We start from the raw sequence: 15,298 nt of genomic DNA on the forward strand, positions 1-15,298 counted from the left end.
AAAGCTCGTCAATGAAACAGTCCGCCGCCCGCCATATCGTCGATGCGCTCATTCAGAACGGCGCGACGCATGTGTTCTGCGTGCCGGGAGAGAGCTATCTCGCCGTGCTCGACGCGCTGCATGACGCGCGCGATCGCATAAGGCTCATCGCCTGCCGGCATGAAGCGGCGGCGGCCAACATGGCCGAAGCCTATGGCAAGCTCACCGGCCGGCCCGGCGTCGTCATGGTCACGCGCGGGCCGGGCGCGACGCAGGGCTCGGTCGGTCTGCATACGGCCTATCAGGACTCGACTCCGATGATCATGTTCATCGGCCAGGTCGCGCGCGGCCAGCTGGACCGCGAGGCGTTTCAGGAGATCGACTACCGGCGGATGCTTTCCTCCGTGGTCAAATGGGCCGGCCAGATCGACGTCGCCGCCCGCGCGGGCGAGTATGTGAACCGCGCCTTCGCCACGGCCGCGAACGGACGGCCCGGTCCCGTCGCGCTCGCCCTGCCCGAAGATATGCTGGTCGAGGAGGTCGACGCCGAACCCCTGCCGCCGGCGCCGCGTGCGATGGCCGCGCCCGACGAGCGCGCGCTCGAGTTGTTGCGGGAGATGCTCGGCGGCGCCGAGCGGCCGCTGCTGCTCGTCGGGGGCGGAGGATGGACGAACGAGGCCGTGCGTGATCTTAAAACCTTCGTCGAGGCGACCGGCCTGCCGGTGGCGGCGTCCTTCCGCGCGAAGGACCTGTTCGACAACCTCCATCCGCAATATGCCGGCGACCTCGGCATCGCGCCCAATCCGAAGCTCGTCGAGCGCGTGGGGCGCAGCGATCTCATCATCGCCTTCGGACCGCGCCTCGGCGAGATGACCACCTCCGGCTATACGGCGCTGAAAGCGCCGCTCGCCGATCAAATGCTCGTGCATGTTCATCCCGGCGCGGAGGAGCTAGGACGCGTCTACACGCCCATGCTTGCGATCAACGCCGCGCCCGAGACGATGGCCCGCGCGCTCGCCGCGGAGGAATGGACGCAGGACGAGGGCTGGCTGCAGCAGGCCTACGACGCGCACGCCGACTTCGAAGCGTTCTCGAAGCCGATCGAAGTGAAGGCCGGGGTCAATCTGTCGGAGGTCTTCTCCTGGCTCGACAGGAATCTTCCCGACGACGCGATCATGTGCAACGGCGCGGGCAATTACGCGGCCTGGCTTCATCGCTTCTACCGGCACAAGGCGTGGAAGACCCAGCTTGCGCCCACTTCCGGGGCGATGGGCTACGGCTTTCCGGCGGCGCTGGCGGCCAAGGCGGTCTTCCCGCAGCGCGAGGTCGTGTGCGCCGCGGGCGACGGCTGCTTCATGATGGCCGCGAGCGAACTGGCGACCGCCATGCAGTACGACCTGCCGGTGATCGTTCTCGTGGCGAACAACGCCAGCTACGGCACGATCCGGATGCATCAGGAGCGCGACTATCCGGGCCGCGTGGCCGGCACCGATCTCGTCAATCCTGATTTCGCCGCCTTCGCGCGGTCCTTCGGCGCCCATGGCGCGACGGTGACGCGAACCGAAGACTTCCCCGCAGCCTTCGAGGACGCGCGCAAGAGCGGCCTGCCGGCGGTCATCGAGCTCAAGACCTCGGTCGAGGAAATCGCGCCGGGGCGCACGATCGCGGGGCTGCGAGCGCGCTCTTGAGGTGCATTTCGCCGCGCCCGCTGCTAGAACGCGCCCGGGTCAGCGGGACCGGCGGCCCGTCTCTCCAAGCTCCGCCATTCATGCCTGACATCGGGAAGACGACATGGATCACGGGAAGAACGAATTCGTCACCAACGAGACGCTCAAGGCGCGCCGGGACGCGGCGCTGCCGGCCGGCTTGCCCTCGAAATCGGGGATTTACGTCGCGCGCGCCGAAGGCGCCGAGCTGTGGGACGTGGAAGGCAAGCGCTATATCGATTTCATCGGCGGCATCGGCGTGCTCAATGTCGGCCATCGCCACCCGAAGGTCGTCGCCGCCGTCAAGAAGCAGGTCGACGCCTTTCTGCATACGAGCTTCGGCATCGCCCAGTACGAGGTGTATGTCGAACTCGCCGAGCGGCTGAACCGGCTTGCGCCGGGCCCGACGAAGAAGAAAACCGCGCTGTTCAACTCGGGCGCGGAGGCGGTCGAGAACGCGGTCAAGTTCGCCCGGCGCATCACCGGCCGGCCGGGGATCGTCGCCTTCGAAGGCGCGTTCCACGGACGCACGCTTCTGGCGACCACGCTCACCGGCAAGGCCAAGCCTTACAAGCTCGGCTTCGGACCGCTCGTTCCCGGCGTTTATCATGCGCCGTATCCGGACGCGTATCACGGCGTGTCGGTCGAGGATGCGCTCGAAGGGCTCGATCATATTCTGAAGACGCAGATTCCCGCCGATGAACTCGCCGCGATCATCGTCGAGCCGGTGCAGGGCGAGGGCGGATTCAACCCTGCGCCCAAGGCCTTTCTGGAGGCGCTGCGCCGCATCTGCGACGAGCACGGCGCGCTTCTGATCGCCGACGAGATCCAGTCGGGCATGGGGCGGACCGGCAAAATGTTCGCCTTCGAACATTCCGGCGTCGAGCCCGACATGATCTGCATCGCCAAGTCCATCGCGGCGGGCCTGCCTCTGTCGGCCCTTACGGGCAAGGCCGAGCTGATGGACAAGATCGCCGCCGGCGGCATGGGCTCGACCTATGGCGGCAATCCGGTCGCCTGCGCGGCGGCGCTCGCGGTGCTCGACGTCATCGAGGAGGAGGGGCTGCTCGCCCGCGCCGAGGCGATCGGCCGGCGGGTGGCGGAAAGCTGGCGGGCCCTCCAGAACGGCGCCGCAAGAGGCGTCTTCGGGGACGTGCGCCAGATCGGCGGCATGATCGCCGTCGAGTGCGTTAGCGACGGCGATCCGATGAAGCCCAACGGCGAAATGGCCGGAAAGATTCAGGCCGAAGCGCGCGATCGCGGCCTGATTCTGACCACAGCCGGCTCCCACGCCCAATGCCTGCGCTGCCTGACGCCGCTGGTCATTACCGACGAGCTGCTCGATGAAGGCCTGAGTATTTTCGCTGAAGCGACTGAAGCAGCTATAAAATCATCCGCCTAACTACCGAGCCGGATCAGCCCCAGATCTCCATGACGAGGCCGCGGGCGTCGCGCGCGCCGTCGGTCAGCCGCAGGGCGCGTCCGTCGAGGCGCGCTTCGGCCGTCAGGGCGAGGGCGCAGGCGTCGAGAATGTCGTCCGGCTGAACCGCAGCGCGGAAGCGAGCCTTCGCCTGCGCGAGCAGGGCGGGCGCAGCCGGAAAGCCGCCGCGTCGCAGCAGGGCCAGGCGCTCGCGCCGGCCTTCCCCGGTTTTCTTCGAATGACGGCAGGGCGCGCCGTCATTGAGCCGGGAGAACGCGACCTCCGGATGCCCTTCGCCCAGCCACGCCTGATCGGCCGGCGAGATGACCGCGTCGATCTCCCGGATTCGGGGAAGGATGTTCCAGGCCTGCTTCGACAGACCGCCGCCGGCTTCGGGGCCGGCGGCCTTTCCCCAGGCGTTCGCCTCCTCATACCGGGCGAAGTCGAGCATCGGCCGGCGCGGCGAGGGAAACACGCTGCCCGCCCGGCCCGCGCGGAGGCGCCGGCGCGCCATCGTCTCGCAGGCCCGCCGGCCCTTGTCTGAGAGACCGATGGGCATGTCGACGATCATCGCCGCGGCTTTCCCGGCCCATTCGTCATAGATCTCGGCGAAGGTTCGCCGAATCTCCGCGCGCGCCCGGCGCGCAGTCAGCTCCAGCAGCACGACGATCCAGCCGCCGCGACAGCCGTCCGCCCCTGCGACGACGCGCTCTTGGGACCCGTTCTTCAGGAGGGATGGCATGAGCGTTGCTGTCCGATCTTCCGAGAGGCGAGCGCGGCGGGCGGCCCTGACGACCTGCCCCTGTTAACGCAATTCCGATTGTCACAGCAGCATGCGGTCTGCATGCTGGCGCAAAACGAGGGGCGAGGTGGCTGCGAACCTGAAACCTGAGGAAGAAGAAAGCGCGGCGGGCGTATTCGTCCGTTCGGAGCTGTTCGCCAAGGCCTTCGGCGAGGGCATGGGCCTGGTGGAGCTGACGGCGAACTATCTCGACGGCGCAGGCCGGGACGCCTCGCGGCATCTGTCGCGCTCGGCCGCGCTCGCCTACGCCAGCGCGTCGATGCAGCTCACCACCCTGCTGATGCAGATCGCCTCATGGCTTCTGGTGCTGCGCGCGGTGCGCGAAGGGGAGATGACGCTCGCCGAGGCCCGGGACGAGAAATACCGCCTGCCGCAGCGAAGCCTGCCCCTGGGCGACATGCGCGAGCTGGGCCTGCCGGAAGAGCTCATGACGCTCGCCGAACAAAGCAGCCAGCTATATGCGCGGATCGCGCGGATCGATGCGGAGATATTCGGCGACGATCGCGCGCCGGCGCGCGTGCGCGACGCGGCCGCCCAGCAGCGCGCGCTGTTCGACGCCTTCGGTCAAAAGCTCTAGGCGGACGCCAGCGGCGCGCGTTCGACCCTCACGACTTTTTGGTCAGGCCGAACTTGCCGAATTTCTGGTTGAATTTCGACACGCGCCCGCGGTCGGCGACATGTTGCGGGCCGCCCGTCCACGCCGGATGGCTGTTCGGGTCGATGTCGAGATGCAGGCTCGCGCCCGGCTCGCCATAGGTCGAGCGCGTTTCGAAGGTCGTCCCGTCGGTCATGACGACCTTGATCGGGTGATAGTCGGGATGGATGTCCTTCTTCATGGCCGGACCTTATGCGGAATCTGCGGGGGGCGTTCGGAACGCGCGCCTATACGCGCTGCGCGGCTGAATGGCAAGTCCGCCCCGTCCCGAGGGTGGCGGCGATCGCCGCCGGTTGATATACCGCCGCGACGGCGCGCCGCAGCCGGACCTTCAAGGCGCGCCAGCGAGGCCGACAAGCGGCGCAGTATGAAACGTGTTCTGTCAGTGTTCGGCCTCGCCGCCGCGGTCGCCCTCGGCGCCTGGCTGGTTCATCGCGAGCGGAGTTTCGCCCCGGACGGGCTCGGCGCCGTTGAAGGCTTTCAGGCGTGCGCGCCGGTCTCGGGCGTGCCCGGTCCGGAAGATCTCCAGATCGACCCGGCGCGGCGGCGCATCTTCGTCTCGTCCTTCGACAGGAGCGCGCCGGAGCCCGGCGCGCGCGGCGCGATATATGTCTTTTCGCTGGACGATCCGCTGGCGGCGGACGCCTGGCGCGACCGCACCGGCGGCGTTCCCGAAATCTTCGAGCCTGTCGGGATCTATTTCTACGACGACGGCGAGACGCGCCGGCTGTTCGTCGCCAATGCGGCGGCCCGCGCCGTCGAGCTGTACGACGTGACGGCGGGCGGCGACCTTCGTCACCTCGAAACCTTCGTCGAGCGCCGCCTGACGAGCCCAAACGACGTCGCGGCGGTCGGGCCGCGCGCCTTCTATGTGACCAACGACGCCGCGCCGGGGCGGAACAGCGCGCTCGGCCGTCTCCATTATCTCCTGGGCGTCGCCTCGGGACTGATCCTGCATTTCGACGGGGTCGCATGGCGGGCGGGCGCCGAAGGTCTGCGTTTCGCGAACGGAATCGCGCTCAGCCCCGACGGCGGAAGGCTTTACGCGGCCGAGACTGCGGCCCGCGGCCTGCGCATCTATGATCGCGACGCGGCCACCGGCGCGCTCGCGCCCGTGATGTTCGCGCCGATGGGCGCGCCGGTGCGCAACATCAATATCGACGGAACCGGCGCGCTCTGGATCGCGGCGTCGAGACCGGCGCCGCGCGCGACCGACCGCGAACGGCGCGCCGGCGACGCGCGCTCTCTGGTGCTGCGTTATGACCACATGGCGGACCTGGCCGTATCGCCGAGACCGGTGTTCGTCGATGACGGGCGCGGGCTCGCCGCGCCCACCGCGGCGGCGCGGCTGGGCGACATCGTGGTCGTCGGCGGGGCGCTTGAACAAAAGTTCCTGATCTGCGACCTGCCTGCGTGACGCTTTCGCGTATGATCGACCATTCGTCCCGACAGAGGTGCGCTGACGTGCGTTATGTTTCCACGCGAGGAGAGGCCCCGGCCGTCGATTTCCGGGCGGCGCTGCTCGCCGCGCTCGCCCCTGACGGCGGGCTTTACCTGCCCGAGGCCTGGCCGCGCCATGGCGGCGATTTCATCGACCGGCTGAAAGGCGCCTCTTTCGCAGAGGCGGCGAGCCTGACGCTTTCGCCTTTCGTCGCGCCCTGGTTGTCGGGGGAGGAGACGCGCGCGATGGCCGCGAAAGCCTATGGGGGATTCGCCGACCCGGCGGTCGCCCCGTTGCGGCGGATCGGCGAAGAGGACTGGCTGCTCGAGCTCTTCCACGGGCCCACGCTCGCCTTCAAGGACGTCGCCATGCAGCTCCTCGGGCTGCTGTTCGAGCGGGCGCTGCGCGACGCCGGCGGGCGCGCGACCATCATCGGCGCGACGTCGGGCGACACGGGCGGGGCTGCGGTCGAGGCGTTCCGCGGGCGCGCCGGCGTCGAGGTCTTCATCCTGCATCCCGAGGGGCGCATCTCCGAAGTGCAGCGCCGTTTCATGACGACCGCCGACGATCCGAACATCTGCAATATAGCCGTAGACGGAACGTTCGACGACTGCCAGCGCGTGGTGAAGGAGATCTTCGCCGATTGCGACTTTTGCGCCCGCCATTCGGTGAGCGGGGTGAACTCCATCAACTGGGCGCGGCTGGCGATCCAGACCGTCTATTATTTCACGGCGATCGCGATGCTGCGCGCCGAGGGCGTCGAAGCGGCGCCGTCCTTCGTGGTGCCCACAGGCAATTTCGGCGACGTTTTCGCCGGCTACGCCGCCAAACGCATGGGCGCGCCTGTCGGGCGGCTGTGCGTCGCGGTCAACGAGAACGACATCATGCACCGCGCGCTGAGCCGGGGCCGGTACGCGCCGCGCGCCGTCACGCCGACCATATCCCCGTCGATGGACATTCAGATCGCCAGCAATTTCGAGCGGCTGCTGTTCGAAGCCTCAGGCCGCGACGCGGCGGCGATCCGCGATTTCATGCAAGCCTTCGCGAAAAAACGCGCGGGCGACATTCCCGCGGCGTGGCTCGATGAGATACGCGCCGATTTCATCTCGGAGCGGGCGAGCGAAGCTGAAACGTGCGAAGAGATCGCCCGGCTCCATAAGGCGTCCGGCGTTCTCGTCGATCCGCATACGGCCGTCGGCCTCGCCGCGATGCGCAAGGCGCGCGCGGACGGCCGGCTTTCCGGCCCGGTCGTCACGCTCGCTACGGCGCATCCGGCGAAGTTTCCCGACGCGGTCGAATCTGCGGCCGGCGCGCGCCCGCCGCTGCCCGCGCATGTCGGCGATCTGTTCGCGAAACCGGAACGCTGCGAACGCGCGCCCGCTTCCGCCGACGCCGTCAAGGCGATGATAGAGCAGGCCGGGGGCGGGCGATGACGCAGGTTTCCGTCCTTTCCAACGGCGTGCGGGTCGCGGTCGATCCCATGCCGGAGCTCGAATCGGCCGCGCTCGGCGTGTGGGCCGACGCCGGCGCGATGGACGAAGCGCCCGAGGAGAACGGCGTCGCGCATCTGCTCGAACACATGGCGTTCAAGGGCACGACGCGCCGCACGGCGCGGGCGATCGCCGAGGAGATCGAATCGGTCGGCGGCTATCTCAACGCGGCGACGAGCTATCAGCGTACGGGCTATTACGCGCGCGTCCTCAAGAACGACGTTCCGCTCGCGTTCGACATTCTCGCCGACATCCTGACCGACCCGCTTTTCGACGAGGGCGAGCTCGCCAAGGAGCGCGAGGTCGTTGCGCAGGAGATCGGCGAGGCGTGGGACTCGCCCGACGACGCCGTCATGGACATTCTGCAAGCGGAAGTTTACCGCGGCCAGCCTCTGGGCCGGCCCATCCTGGGTTCGCTCGAAACCGTGCGCAGTCATGATCGCGCGCGGCTCAGATCGTTCATGGACCGGCTCTACGGGCCGGAAAATCTCGTCGTCGCCGCGGCCGGCGCGGTCGATCCGGACCGGTTCCTCGCGCTCGTCGAGCGGCATTTCGCAGAACTCAAGGCGCCCGCGCCGCGCCCGGCGCGGGCCAAGCCGGCCTATACGGGCGGGGCGCGGCGCGACGCCCGCGATATCGAACAGATTCATCTCGCCGTCGCCTTTCCCGGCGTCTCAGTCCGACATGAGGATTATTTCGCGACGCGCGTTTTCGCCGAAGCGTTCGGCGGCGGGATGGCGTCGCGTCTGTTCCAGGTCATCCGCGAAGAGCGCGGGCTTGCTTATTCCGTATACGCCTACGCCGACTGTTACGACGACACGGGCGTCGTCGGGGCGTATGCCGGCGCCGATCCGGCGCAGGCCGAGACGATCCTCAAGCTCATGCGCGGCGAGCTTGAAAAGGCGGCGGAGTCCTTCAGCGAGGCGGAAGCGGCGCGGGCGCGCGCCATGCTCAAATCGACCCTGCTGATGGGGCTTGAAAGCCCCATGAACCGCATCGAAGCGGCGGCGGCGCATCTGTTCGCCTATGGCCGCATCGTTCCGCCGGACGAGCTGCGCGCGCGCATCGAGGCGACGACGGCGGCGGACATGCGCCGCTGCGCCGGCCGGGCCCTTGAGGCGGGGCCGCCTTCGCTCGCCGCCGTCGGCCCCGGCGATTTCGCCCGGCTCGCCGCCGCGATCGGCGCGCCGCTTTCCAGCAGTTGACGAACGCGCCTGGAGTCGCGCCAATAGGGCAGCGTCAACCCGGCGAGAGCGGCCGCGCCTGATGGTGCTTCTCGACATCGCCATGAAGCCGCCTGACGGCCCCATGCTCGTGCGCGATCCTGTCGCGCTGCGCGTCGCCGAGTATGCCGATTATTCAGGCTGGACCGATCTGCGCCGCGAGAGCCGGGCCCATCTGGCGCGCTGGGAGCCGGCCTGGACGGAGGCGGACCTGACTCCGGCGGCGTTTCGCGCCAGGGTTCGAAATCAATGGCGCGACATCCGCCGCGGGCGCGCGTTGCCGCTCCTGATATGCAGGCGCGAGGACGGAACGCTCGTGGGCGGAATCGATCTTTCCAAAATTCGCTATGGCGCGGCGCGAGCGGCCAGCGTCGGCTACTGGATCGGCGCGCCGTATCTGCGCCGCGGCTATGCGCGCGCGGCGCTCGAAGCCGTTCTCGATCATGCTTTTGAAACGATGCGCCTCAACCGCATCGAAGCCGCCTGCCAGCCCGAGAACGCCCCTTCGCGCGCGCTGCTGGAAAAATGCGGATTCCAGCGGGAGGGTTATGCGCGCGCTTATCTGAAGATCAACGAGGCGTGGCGAGACCATCTCCTGTACGCCGCGATCGCTGCGGATCGCGCGCGCCGGCGCGAACATTGCAGCGTCATGGAAATGCGTTAGGCGCGGGGCGAATCGATTCGGGACTTGCGCGATGGAGTCCGCCGCGAAACAATATAACAAAACCGGGCGCGGCGACGCGGGAGAGGCGGCGTCGCGCGACCGCCTGATGCGATTTTGCGTGAAAGCGCGCCGGCGCAGGCCGGGGCTGAAGGGAGCGGTGTCGCTGCAAGGGGTTTGGGGCGAGGATGATTGCTAACGTGCTTGTCGCCGTCAGCGGCGGTCCGACCGCCGGGTTCGCGGGCATGGCGGGTCTGGGAGAGGGCGCGATCGCCGGCGCTTTCGTGGTCGGCGCGGCGTTTCTGGCGGGCTACGCCGTGTTTCGACGCAGCGCCGCCGCCGCCTGCGCGCTCGCCATGGTGGTCTTCGCCGGCGCGCTGGAGTTCGCCTGGCTCGGCCTGTCGCCGGCCGCGCCGCCGGCGGCGATGGTGCTGCTGCAGGGGCTTTTCGCCGCTGCGGCGATTCTCTTCCTTTCCACGACCGTGCGCGCGGCGCGGGACAATGCGCTGCTCGGCGGATTGATGTTCGCCGGCGCGCTGGTTTTGGCGGGGCTCGGGATCATCAATCTGGTCGGGCGCGGCGATGCGAGCGGGCTCATGCGCTTCGGGCTCGCGGGCGTCGGCGTTTTCGCCGTCGCGCTCGCGGTGTCTCAGGCGCTGCGCGATCCGGGCGCGCGTCTCGTGCTGCCGGGGGCGATCGTCGCGCTGGGCGCGGCCGCGCTCGCAGCGTTCGGCCCCGGCGCGAACACGCTCGCCCCGCACGCCCTGTTCGCGTTCGGCGTGCTCGCCGCCAGCATCGTCGCGCTCACCGACGGCGCGCCGGGAGGGCGCGCGCGCAACGTAGTCGCGGAGACGGGTTTGCGGGCTTTCGAAGCGGCGGACTCGATAGACGACCGTCGGCAGGAAGCAGCCGCGACATCCGGCGAAGGCGAGGGGCGCAGCCAGCCCCGCGACGAAGAAGACCTGCTGTTGTCTCAAACCCGGCTGGCGCAGGTGCTGGACTACGCCGGCGTGGCGGTCTGGGACTGGATGCCCGGGCGGACGCATCACAGCCGCGCGCTTGAGGCCGTCCTGGGCGCGAAGAACGGCGACGCGGCGGCGAATCTCGGCGATCCCGAAGCGATAGTCGGCTTCCTTCATCCTGACGACGCCGCGCTCTATCGCCGTACGGTGCTCGCGCGCGAGGAAGGCGACGGCGCGTTCGACGCCGTGCTGCGTCTGAAGAACGGGCGGCGCGCGCGCTTCCGCGGCGCGCGGGCCGTCGAGCCGTCGGGCGAGATCGAACGTCTCGTCGTCTTTATCGAGCAGATCGAGGAGCCGCCTGCGACGGCTGCGGAAAAGCGTCCGGCGAAGGACGCCGATCCCCTGGCCGCTTCGTTTTCCGATGCGCTCGCCAAGGGCGAAATCCAGGCCGATTTCCAGCCGATCGTCGACCTTGAAAGCGGCCGCGTCGCGGGTTTCGAAACGCTGGCGCGCTGGCGCGGCGGCGAGGACGGCGCGGAGAAAGCCGCGCCCGAAGCGCTGGTGCGCGCCGCCAACGCCGCCGGACGCGGCGGCGCGCTCGCCCGCTTCGCCTTGCGGGAGGCGGCCGCTTATCTCGCCGAGCAAAAGCGCGCGCTCGGCCGCGACGATCTTTTCGTCGCCTTCAACGCCTCGCTCGCGCAGCTCGACGACGCCTTCGCCGAAGAGCTGCGGGCGGTCATGGCCGAGCACGGCCTCGCCCCGAAATCGCTCGTGCTCGAGCTGACCGAGACCGAGGCGATTTCGGACAAGGCGGCCGCCACGCGCCTGTTCAAGGCGCTGAAGGAAGCGGGCGCCGCGCTCGCCTTCGACGATTTCGGCGCGGGCTTTTCCTCGCTCAGCAATCTGCGCGCCTTCGCGTTCGATTATCTCAAGATCGACAAATCCTTCGTCGCCGGACTGGGCGCAGACGGCGGCGCCGACAAGATCGTGCGCGCCATGGCCGGCCTCGGCCGCGATCTCGGCATGACGGTGATCGCCGAAGGGGTGGAGACGAAGGAAGCGGCCGACGCAGCCCGCGCGGCCGGATGCGCGCTCGGGCAGGGCTTCGCCCTCGGCGAGCCGGCGCCGAAAGCTCGCGCCGAAAACGCCGCGCCTGATCCGAAACGACCCGCAGCGGAAACGGGCCGAAGCCCGGCCTGGGCCGGCGATCTGCGATGACTTCTCTCCGCGTTGAGTTAATTCAGCGGCGCGTCGTCCGCGCGCGGCGACCACCATTCGGGCGACAGCTTGGCGGCGGTCACGCCAAGGCGCTCGAGCGCGGCGCGCCATGACGAAGCGGGATCGGCGGCGAACACGATGGACTCTTCGGCGTCGCCATGGACCCAGACGTTCATCGCGATCTCGTCTTCAAGCTGCCCCGGCCCCCAGCCCGCATAGCCGATCGCCACGAGGAACCGAGACGGCGGCGTTCGCTCCCGCCGCCGTCCGGCGATGTCGACCAGAATGTCGCGGGTCGCGGTCAGGCCGATCCCGGGCGCGATCTCGAGCGTCGTCTCCGTCCGATAGTCGAGGGTGTGCAGCACCACGCCCCGGTCAGTCTGCACCGGGCCGCCGAAAAAGACGAGTTCGCCCGCCGCGCCTTCGCGCGGATCGATCTCGAGCTGCTCGAGAAGATCGCCCAGTTCGACATTGGCCAACGGCTTGTTGACGATCACGCCCATGGCGTGGTCGGCGTCATGCGCGCACATGACGACCACCGACTGCTCGAAGCGCGGATCGGTCATGTTCGGCATCGCGATGAGAAGCCGTCCGGCGAGAAAGTCTCGCTCCTCGTCGCGGCGCTTTTCAGAAGATGTCTTCTCCCCGGCCATGTCTGGAAGCTAGGCCGCTCCCCCGGCGAACACAAGCCGGCGGCGGCCGGCCGGCGGCGCATGGACGCGGGCGCGCGCGCGTCCTATGTACGGTATCGCCGCTTGCAACCTGAAGGAGTTTCCATGGCTATTTCCACCGGCGACAAGATACCCAATGTGACGGTGATGCTTGCGACGCCCGACGGTCCGCAGAAGGCCGAAACGGCCGAGGTGCTGGGCAAGGGCAAGGTGGCGCTGTTTTCCGTTCCGGGCGCATTCACGCCGACCTGTTCGGCCAAGCATCTGCCGGGATTCATCGAGAAAGCGGACGAGCTGAAGAAGAAGGGCGTCGAAAAGATCGTCTGCATGGCGGTCAACGACGCGTTCGTCATGAAGGCCTGGGCGGAGTCGCAAGGCGCGGCCGGCAAGATCGAGATGCTGTGCGACGGCAACGGCGAGTTCGCGCGCGCGCTCGGCCTGACCATGGACGGAACCGGCTTCGGCATGGGCGAGCGCTCGCAACGCTTTTCCGCCATCATCGACAACGGCGTCGTCACGGTGCTGAACGTCGAGGAGCCGGGCGCTTTCAAGGTGTCGAGCGCCGAGCATCTGCTTACGCAGCTCTAGACTGCGACGGTCTCCAGCCCGCGCCGGGCGAGCGCGTCGGCGCGCTCGTTCCCGGCGTTTCCGGCATGGCCGCGCAGCCAGCGCCATTCCACCTCGCGACCGGCGAGGAGTTCGTCGAGCGCCAGCCACAAATCCTGATTCTTTACGGGCTTCCTGTCGGCGGTTTTCCAGCCGTTGCGCTTCCAGCGGCTCATCCAGTCGGCGACGCCGTTCTTGAGATACTGGCTGTCCGTGTAGAGAACGACAGGCCCCGACGTCGCGCGCAGCGCTTCGATGGCGGCGGTCATCTCCATGCGGTTGTTGGTGGTCTCGGCCTCGCCGCCATAGAGTTCGCGCTCGCGGCCGTTCTCAAGGATCAGCGCGCCCCATCCGCCCGGTCCGGGATTTCCCGCGCAGGCGCCGTCGGTGTAGATTTCGATCATGACGCCAACCCTTCAGGGCCCTTCGGCGCGGCGGCCCGGTGAAGGATCAGAAGGTCCCGATATTCCAGGGGGTCTTTCACTTTCACGATCGCGCCTTCCACCTGATTGAGCCAGTCGTAAAGCCGGGTGAGCAGGAAACGCAGCGCCGCGCCGCGCAGCAAAATCGGCAGGGCGGCGCGTTCCGCCGAAGAAAGCGCGCGAATCTCCCGATAGCCTGCGATCATCGCCGCCGCGTTATCGGCGCTCCACCTGCGGTCCAGAAAACACCATGAGTTGAGGCATACCGCAAGGTCGTAGGCGTAAAACTCCGTGCACGCAAAATAGAAATCGATCACGCCGGACACCGCGCCGTCCCGGAAGAAGACGTTGTCCGGAAAAAGGTCGGCGTGCGCGGCGCCGGCGGGCAGGCTTTGCGGCCAGGCGCGGGCCAGCGCCGAAAGCTCCTCGGCGATGAGCGCGTCGAGACCGGGCGCGCAACGCCCGGACTGTCCCGCGCAGCGTTCAGCCAGCGCGCGCCATCCGTTCGGTCCCAGATCGTTCGCCCGATGCAGCGGAAAATCCGCGCCCGCCGTATGGAGCCGCGCCAGAAGCGCGCCCGCCTGACGGCATTGCGCGGGGCCGGGGCGCATGTTCGCCCGCCCTTCGAGAAAGGAGATGATCACCGCCGGCCTGCCGCAAACGTTCTGCAGGGCGGTTCCCTCGCGATCGGGAATCGGGTTCGGCGCCGGGACGCCCTTTCGGGCCAGATGGCTCATGAGCGCGAGGAAATAGGGCAGATCGGCCTTGCGGACGCGGCGCTCGAACAATGTCAGCACGAAACGCCCGCGCTCCGTATCGAGAACGTAATTCGTGTTCTCGACGCCTTCCGCGACGCCGCGCAGCGCGAGGAGTCCGCCGAGGTCGTAACGCCCGAGCAGCGCCTTCGCCTCGGCCTCGTCGACATGGGTGTAGACCGCCACCGGCGCTACCCCGCCGCCATCATGGCAGGTTTGAAGACGACGTCCTCGGCGGCGGCTTCGACGGTCTCGATCGTCAGGCGGAACCGGGCGGCCAGGCGTGCAAGAAACGTCTCGACGAGGACCTCCGGGGCGGAGGCCCCGGCCGTGAGCCCGATTGTCTGCGCGTCTTCGAGCGAGTCGAGGTCGAAAGTCTCCGGCGCGTCGAGGAGTATCGCGCGCGCCGCGCCTGCCGCCAGCGCCGTGTCGACGAGCCGGCGCGAATTCGAGGAGGCGGGCGATCCGATCACGACGACCAGATCGGCGCCGGGCGCGATGCGCTTCGCCGCCGCCTGGCGGTTCGACGTGGCGTAGCAGATGTCGGACCGGCGGGGACCTTCGATCGCGGGAAAACGCCTCTTCAGGATGCGGACGATCTCCGCCGCGTCGTCGACCGAAAGCGTCGTCTGGGTAACATAGGCGAGGGGGCCCGCAGGCGGCGAGACGGCTTCGGCGTCCGCGCACGTCTCGACGAGGGTCACCGCGCCTTCGGGAGCCTGCCCCATCGTGCCGACCACTTCGGGGTGGCCTGCATGGCCGACCAGCAGCACGTGCCGGCCCCGCGCCGCGTTTCGGCGGGTCTCGGCATGGACCTTCTGAACGAGCGGGCAGGTCGCGTCGATGACATGCATGTTTCGGGCGGCTGCGGCGTCATGGACGGCGCGCGGCGAGCCGTGCGCGGAGAGAACCACCGGCCTGTCCGCCGGCGCCGCGTCGAGATCCTCGATGAAGACCGCGCCCATCGCCTTGAGGCGATTGACCACATGGGTGTTGTGGACGATCTCGTGTCGGACATAGACCGGCGGTCCGTACGCCGCGAGCGCGTCCTCGACGGCGCGGATCGCCCGCTCCACCCCGGCGCAGAATCCGCGCGGCGCGGCGAGGCGCACGGCGAGACGGGCTCGCCCGCTCTTATCCGCGGAAGATGCGATCATACCGGCTCCCGCCAAAGGGTCCTTCCCCGGACCGCCATCGGGGTCCGCCGTTGCGCGGACCGCCCTGAAACGCTACGACGATGCCCGCCGAAGCAGGCGCGGATGCGGCGCCGCGGCGGCGCGCGCAGGA

Annotated in this window: 15 protein-coding genes; 9 read left to right on the forward strand and 6 right to left on the reverse strand. The window is 68.7% G+C overall.

Features of this window, described 5'->3' with window-relative positions:
• Positions 1-11 precede the first annotated feature (11 nt).
• Both CHB64_RS05945 and gabT read left to right on the forward strand, forming a co-directional pair.
• On the forward strand, positions 12-1,667 hold the full coding sequence (locus tag CHB64_RS05945) for a thiamine pyrophosphate-binding protein (protein ID WP_089411685.1): 1,656 nt from the start codon (positions 12-14) through the stop codon (positions 1,665-1,667).
• Positions 1,668-1,770: 103 nt separating this feature from the next.
• Entirely contained in the window at positions 1,771-3,087 is a 1,317-nt protein-coding gene (gabT, locus tag CHB64_RS05950) for a 4-aminobutyrate--2-oxoglutarate transaminase (protein WP_089411686.1), read from the forward strand.
• 13 nt (positions 3,088-3,100) lie between these two features.
• On the opposite strand, the gene CHB64_RS05955 is transcribed toward gabT, so the two are convergent.
• Positions 3,101-3,847: a DUF429 domain-containing protein gene (locus tag CHB64_RS05955; protein WP_089411687.1), complete on the reverse strand. Its 747-nt coding sequence runs from the start codon at positions 3,845-3,847 to the stop codon at positions 3,101-3,103.
• A 127-nt stretch (positions 3,848-3,974) separates the two neighbouring features.
• Between CHB64_RS05955 and CHB64_RS05960 the strand changes: the two genes are divergently transcribed.
• Positions 3,975-4,484, forward strand: coding sequence for a DUF1465 family protein (locus CHB64_RS05960; protein ID WP_200815247.1), 510 nt, complete (start codon positions 3,975-3,977; stop codon positions 4,482-4,484).
• Between the two features lie 28 nt (positions 4,485-4,512).
• Here CHB64_RS05960 and rpmE read toward each other — a convergent pair whose 3' ends face one another.
• Positions 4,513-4,743 carry a 50S ribosomal protein L31 gene (gene rpmE / locus CHB64_RS05965; protein ID WP_089411689.1) on the reverse strand — a complete coding sequence of 77 codons (231 nt, stop codon included), beginning with the start codon at positions 4,741-4,743 and terminating at the stop codon, positions 4,513-4,515.
• 186 nt (positions 4,744-4,929) lie between these two features.
• Here rpmE and CHB64_RS05970 point away from each other — a divergent pair, with 186 nt between their 5' ends.
• The 5 genes from CHB64_RS05970 to CHB64_RS05990 all read left to right on the forward strand — a co-directional run bounded on the left by CHB64_RS05970 (position 4,930) and on the right by CHB64_RS05990 (position 11,557).
• Positions 4,930-5,979: an SMP-30/gluconolactonase/LRE family protein gene (locus CHB64_RS05970; protein WP_159462427.1), complete on the forward strand. Its 1,050-nt coding sequence runs from the start codon at positions 4,930-4,932 to the stop codon at positions 5,977-5,979.
• 47 nt (positions 5,980-6,026) lie between these two features.
• Positions 6,027-7,436: a threonine synthase gene (gene thrC, locus CHB64_RS05975; RefSeq protein WP_089411691.1), complete on the forward strand. Its 1,410-nt coding sequence runs from the start codon at positions 6,027-6,029 to the stop codon at positions 7,434-7,436.
• On the forward strand, positions 7,433-8,698 hold the full coding sequence (locus CHB64_RS05980) for a M16 family metallopeptidase (RefSeq protein WP_089411692.1): 1,266 nt from the start codon (positions 7,433-7,435) through the stop codon (positions 8,696-8,698). The genes thrC and CHB64_RS05980 overlap by 4 nt, the downstream gene beginning before the upstream one ends.
• A gap of 61 nt (positions 8,699-8,759) precedes the next feature.
• Positions 8,760-9,380 (forward strand): GNAT family N-acetyltransferase, encoded by a 621-nt coding sequence (locus CHB64_RS05985; RefSeq protein WP_200815248.1) that lies wholly within the window; start codon positions 8,760-8,762, stop codon positions 9,378-9,380.
• Between the two features lie 197 nt (positions 9,381-9,577).
• Positions 9,578-11,557, forward strand: coding sequence for an EAL domain-containing protein (locus tag CHB64_RS05990; RefSeq protein ID WP_143265948.1), 1,980 nt, complete (start codon positions 9,578-9,580; stop codon positions 11,555-11,557).
• 17 nt (positions 11,558-11,574) lie between these two features.
• Here the strand turns inward: CHB64_RS05990 and CHB64_RS05995 are convergent, their stop codons facing one another.
• Positions 11,575-12,210 carry a YqgE/AlgH family protein gene (locus CHB64_RS05995; RefSeq protein WP_089411694.1) on the reverse strand — a complete coding sequence of 212 codons (636 nt, stop codon included), beginning with the start codon at positions 12,208-12,210 and terminating at the stop codon, positions 11,575-11,577.
• 123 nt (positions 12,211-12,333) lie between these two features.
• On the opposite strand from CHB64_RS05995, the gene CHB64_RS06000 reads away from it, so the two are divergent.
• On the forward strand, positions 12,334-12,816 hold the full coding sequence (locus tag CHB64_RS06000; protein WP_089411695.1) for a peroxiredoxin: 483 nt from the start codon (positions 12,334-12,336) through the stop codon (positions 12,814-12,816).
• Here CHB64_RS06000 and rnhA read toward each other — a convergent pair.
• Genes rnhA through ispH form a run of 3 tightly spaced genes read right to left on the reverse strand, consistent with a single transcriptional unit; the run spans position 12,813 to position 15,168 of the window.
• The gene (gene rnhA, locus CHB64_RS06005; protein ID WP_089411696.1) at positions 12,813-13,238 is read right to left on the reverse strand and encodes a ribonuclease HI; all 426 of its coding nucleotides are present in this window, start codon (positions 13,236-13,238) and stop codon (positions 12,813-12,815) included. The genes CHB64_RS06000 and rnhA overlap by 4 nt on opposite strands.
• Positions 13,235-14,197 (reverse strand): homoserine kinase, encoded by a 963-nt coding sequence (locus CHB64_RS06010; protein WP_089411697.1) that lies wholly within the window; start codon positions 14,195-14,197, stop codon positions 13,235-13,237. The genes rnhA and CHB64_RS06010 overlap by 4 nt, the downstream gene beginning before the upstream one ends.
• Before the next feature lie 5 nt (positions 14,198-14,202).
• Positions 14,203-15,168, reverse strand: a complete 966-nt coding sequence (ispH, locus tag CHB64_RS06015) for a 4-hydroxy-3-methylbut-2-enyl diphosphate reductase (RefSeq protein ID WP_089411698.1) — start codon at positions 15,166-15,168, stop codon at positions 14,203-14,205.
• Positions 15,169-15,298: the final 130 nt, after the last annotated feature.

Source organism: Amphiplicatus metriothermophilus, from assembly GCF_900199215.1.
Classification (GTDB): Bacteria; Pseudomonadota; Alphaproteobacteria; order Caulobacterales; family Parvularculaceae; genus Amphiplicatus; species Amphiplicatus metriothermophilus.